Source organism: Candidatus Eisenbacteria bacterium (genome assembly GCA_013140805.1).
In the GTDB taxonomy this organism is placed as follows: Bacteria; Eisenbacteria; RBG-16-71-46; order RBG-16-71-46; family RBG-16-71-46; genus JABFRW01.
In genome coordinates this window covers 1-4,115 of record JABFRW010000037.1, presented here as the reverse complement: position 1 = coordinate 4,115, position 4,115 = coordinate 1, and the positions used below count along the sequence as shown (strand labels likewise).

5 protein-coding genes are annotated in these 4,115 nt (G+C 68.1%); 4 read left to right on the top strand and 1 reads right to left on the bottom strand.

Annotated elements, in window-relative coordinates; translation table 11 throughout:
• The 4 genes from HOP12_03800 to HOP12_03785 form a co-directional block, all read left to right on the top strand.
• Positions 1-399, top strand: a 399-nt coding sequence (locus tag HOP12_03800; protein NOT33275.1) for a DNA-3-methyladenine glycosylase I, incomplete at its 5' end; no start/stop codon positions are given.
• Positions 396-1,157: a CPBP family intramembrane metalloprotease gene (locus HOP12_03795; GenBank protein ID NOT33274.1), complete on the top strand. Its 762-nt coding sequence runs from the start codon at positions 396-398 to the stop codon at positions 1,155-1,157. The genes HOP12_03800 and HOP12_03795, both read left to right, overlap by 4 nt.
• Entirely contained in the window at positions 1,144-2,502 is a 1,359-nt protein-coding gene (locus tag HOP12_03790) for a hypothetical protein (protein NOT33273.1), read from the top strand. Before HOP12_03795 ends, HOP12_03790 begins: the two co-directional genes overlap by 14 nt.
• A 111-nt stretch (positions 2,503-2,613) precedes the next feature.
• Entirely contained in the window at positions 2,614-3,375 is a 762-nt protein-coding gene (locus HOP12_03785) for a hypothetical protein (GenBank protein ID NOT33272.1), read from the top strand.
• A gap of 7 nt (positions 3,376-3,382) precedes the next feature.
• On the opposite strand, the gene HOP12_03780 is transcribed toward HOP12_03785, so the two are convergent.
• Positions 3,383-4,115, bottom strand: a 733-nt coding sequence (locus tag HOP12_03780; GenBank protein NOT33271.1) for a hypothetical protein, incomplete at its 5' end; no start/stop codon positions are given.

Genomic DNA, 4,115 nt, shown 5'->3' with positions numbered 1-4,115 from the left:
TTCGCGCGCTTCGACCCGCGCAAGGTCGCGCGCTTCGAGGCCGCCGACGTGAGGCGGCTCATGGCGGACGCCGGCATCGTGCGCAATCGGCTCAAGATCGAGTCGGCGATCTCGAACGCCCGCGCGTTTCTCCAGGTACAGCGTGAGTTCGGCAGCTTCGATGCGTATCTGTGGCGTTTCGTGGACGGCGAGCCCCTGCGCAACGCACGGCGCACGCTGCGCGACATTCCGCCCCGCACGCCCGAGTCCGACGCGATGAGCCGTGACTTGAAGAAGCACGGCTTCCGATTCGTCGGCAGCACCATCTGTTACGCCTACATGCAGGCGATCGGCATGGTCGACGACCATCTCGTCACCTGCTTCGTGAAGCGCAGGACCCAGCGCAAGCGTTCCAGATGACGCAACTGGTGTGGGCCGACCACGCGCTCGCGCTGGTGCTGGTGGTGTTCTTTCCGATTCGCTCGGCGACCTTCGGCTATCGGCGTCTGCGCGAGGCCGCCGTGCCGCAGGTGCCCGTCATGCGGCGAAAGCTCTACGGCCAGGCGATCGTGATGCAGTGGTCGTTCGTCGCGGTGATCGCCGCACTCTGGTGGTGGCGCGGTCGCGCGTGGCAGGCGCTCGGTCTCGACCTGCCGAGCGGTCCGCTCGCACCGTGGTGGCTCGCCCTGACGGCGCTGCTGATCGGGTTCCTGATCGTTCAGGTGAGGCGCGTGCGCCATGATCCGGCGACGCTCGCACAACTTCGCGGACGCCTTGCGGCCCTCGAGCGCATGCTGCCGCACGATCGCGCCGAGCTGCGGAGCTTTCGAGCCGTGTCGCTGACCGCCGGAGTCTGCGAAGAGATCCTGTTCCGCGGATTCCTGTTCCATTACGGTTCGCAGTTCGTGCCGCCGCTGCTTGCGGCCGGGGCAGTGTCTTTGGCGTTCGGCATCGGGCATTCGTATCAGGGCGTGCGCGGAGTGCTTCAAACCGCGATCGCCGGCATGGTCTTGTCGCTGCCGGTGCTGACCACCGGCTCGCTGTTCGTGTCGATGGTGTGGCACGCTGCGGGCGATCTCTACGCCGGACAGCTCGGATTCCACGCGGTGACGGCACCGGGTGCCGTCGCGGCGACCGAGGTCGCCGACCCACACGGAGGTGCGCATGGCGAAGCTTAGCGGGCGCGTCGTGATCGCGATGGCGCTGGGCGTTGCACTGGCGCTCGCCTCGTGCGCCGGACCCGATCGGCTCGCGCGCCAGAGCGAGGAAGCGCTCGAGCGCGGCGACCTGCGCAAAGCCTACGAGAAAGCGCGGCGCGCGCTCGACAAGTCGCCCGAAAATCCCGCGGCCCGCAATGCATTCGCGGCGGTCGCCACGCAGATGTCCGACGACTACAAGGGACGCATCCTGCGCCTTGCCCCGGCCGACACGGTAGTGGCCGCCCGAAAGGCGCTCGAGTTCCGTGAGCTTCGCGCCGAGTTCGCGCGTTACCCGGTGACGCTGCCCGGCGATGCGCCGTACCTCGAATCCGAGCAACGCATCGTGCGCGGCGCCGCGGGCATTCGCTACCGCGAGGCGACGCAGAGTCTGCGGGACGGACGCCCCAAGGAAGCGGTGCGGCGCTTCGAGGAGTGCGCCGAGTTCGTGCCGGGCTTTCGCGACGTGGATCGACGCATTCCCGAGGCGTTCGAGCGCGCCGTGACCCGCATCGCGGTGCTGCCGTTCGACGACCAGGTCGAAGTCCCGGGCCTTGCGATGGGTCTCGCGACCCGCATCGGTGACGAAGTGCGCAAGCGCGCAGGCTCGCCGTCGTTTCGGTTCACGCGCGTCCTGCCGATTGGCGATCTCGAGGATCGACTCACGGTCTCGCAGGCCCGTGGGCTCACGCGCGACCAGGCGATCACGCTGGGTCGCCAGCTTGGAGCGCAGCGTGTGGTGTGGGGACGCGTGACGGGGTTGCGCACCAACACGACGCTCGCCGACGAGAGCCTCCCGATCTGGCGTCGGAGTTCCTACCGGGACACCTCCGGGACCACCCAGTACCGCTGGGAGCGGGAATACCTGCGAGTGATCGACCGTGAGCGAGTGGTGAGCGTCAGCAGCGTTCTCGAGCTCATCGACGTCAAGACCGGTGAGGCGATCGTGACGCGCGTCGAGCCGCGCGAGGCGATCGCTCGCATCGTGTGGAGCAAGGACCTGGCGTCCGGGGGCCACGACGACTACGCGCTCTACTCCGGGGACCAGCGCCGCACCGACTCGCGCGGCTGCGACGCCATGGAGAAGCGGTTCAAGGAGCGTTACGGCGACCGGTCGTTGCCCACCTTTCTCGACGGACTCGAGGAGAATCGCGACGTCCGCGGGCGCTACCGTCCCGACTATCGAAGCGAGTTCTACCGGGACACGCGGCGCCAGCCGGTGTTCCTGGGCGAGCTGCCGCACGAGGACGAGCTGGTCTGGGTGGCCCTTCGCGACCTGTGGAATCCGGTCTACGAGGCGCTTCGGGAGCTGGATCCGCAGGATTGACATTCGGAACGACAGGTTCGAGTCGCATTCCGGGCGCGGGCCGGCCTATGATGCCGCCAACTGGGGTCGGTTCGCTGCGGCCCCGCCCACGACCTGCGCCAGGAGGGCTCCATGTCGACCGAGTCGTTTCGCGTTTCCGCTCACTTTCCGGTTCCGCCCGAGCGTGCGTACCGCGCGTGGCTCGATGCTCGCGAACACGGCCTCATGACCGGTGGCCGCGCGACGGTCGAGCCGACGATCGGCGGGAAGATCACGTCGTGGGACCTGTATATCACCGGGATGATTCTTCAGCTCGAGCCCGCGCGGCGCATTCTGCAGACGTGGCGCACCACCGAGTTCCCGGATGAAGCGGCGGACTCGCGACTCGAAGTCCTGTTCGAGCCCGAGGGGCTCGGCACGCGCGTCACGCTGAATCATTCCGATCTGCCGATGGGCCAGGGCGACAAGTACGAAGACGGCTGGATCGACTACTACTTCGAGCCCATGCAGCGCTACTTCCGGCGCCTGAATCAGGAAGCCGTTGCGGCAGCGGCGCCGCCGGCCGCCGCGACTCCGAAGCTCGTCGTGGCGAAGCCCGTGGCGTCGAAGCCCGCTCCGGTCGCCAAGAAGCCCGCGGCCAGGAAGCCGACCGCGAAGAAGCCCGCCGCCAAGAAGCCGGCCGCCAGGAAGCCCGCCGCCAAGAAGCCCGCCGCCAAGAAGCCGGCGAAGAAGAAAGTCGCGAAGCGGAAGGCGGCGAAGCGCAGGCCGGTGAAGAAGGCGGCTCGCAAGGCTGCGCGCAAGCCCATGCGCAAGGCCGCGAGGAAGCGGGCCGTCGCGCGCAAGCCGGCGAAGCGCAAGGCCGCGAAGCGGAAGCCGGCGCGCAAGAAGAAGTAGCGTCCGACTAGCCCGAAATCGCCGCGCGCTTGCGATGCTCGCGCGCGATGCCGATCGCGATCGCGAGCCACGCCATCACCAGCACCAGATTGATGGCCGCGAACGCACGCGGCGCCAGCGCGTACTGCGCGCCGATGAAGACCAGTGCGGTCGAGAGCAGGTCGCCGCCGCGCACGAACAAGCTGTCGATGGCAGCCTTCGCCTTGTACTTGGCCTCGCGTGAGGTGGTGAGGAACAGCGCCTGCCGCGCGGTGTTCTGCAGCGAATAGTCGGTCGCGTTCTCGGCGATCTTTGCGATCTTCACGAGTCCCAGCAGCGGCGCGAACGCCAGCAATCCGTAGCCGCCGAGCGCGATGAATGGCAGCACGAACAGGGCGACCCGCACCCCGAACCACTTGAGGACCCGCGACACCAGGAACAGCTGCGCGAGCATGCCGACGAGATTCACCCAGCTGAAGAAGTCGGCGTAGAAGCTGCCGATGAAAGCTTCCTTGAACGCCCTGGGATCTGCGACGGTCACGAACGCGAGCCGGCGTTCGGCTTCGGCGGCGACGCTGCGGCTCAGGATGTATTCGCCGTTGGTGTTGACCCAGTTGAGCACCAGCATGAGCAGAGCGATCAGCAGCAGGTAGCGATCGCGCGCGATGAGCTGAAACGCGCCCTCGCGACCGAGCGGTGCCGTCGCGGGATCGGGCGTGGAGCCGGCGGCCACCGCCGCGGCAGCGCGCGCGACGCGGTGG

What these genes read in the sequence shown, in the direction of transcription:
- HOP12_03790 (NOT33273.1), top strand. Translation starts at nt 1,144, where the DNA reads ATGGCGAAGCTTAGCGGGCGCGTCGTGATCGCGATGGCGCTGGGCGTT.
- HOP12_03785 (NOT33272.1), top strand. Translation starts at nt 2,614, where the DNA reads ATGTCGACCGAGTCGTTTCGCGTTTCCGCTCACTTTCCGGTTCCGCCC.
- HOP12_03795 (NOT33274.1), top strand. Translation starts at nt 396, where the DNA reads ATGACGCAACTGGTGTGGGCCGACCACGCGCTCGCGCTGGTGCTGGTG.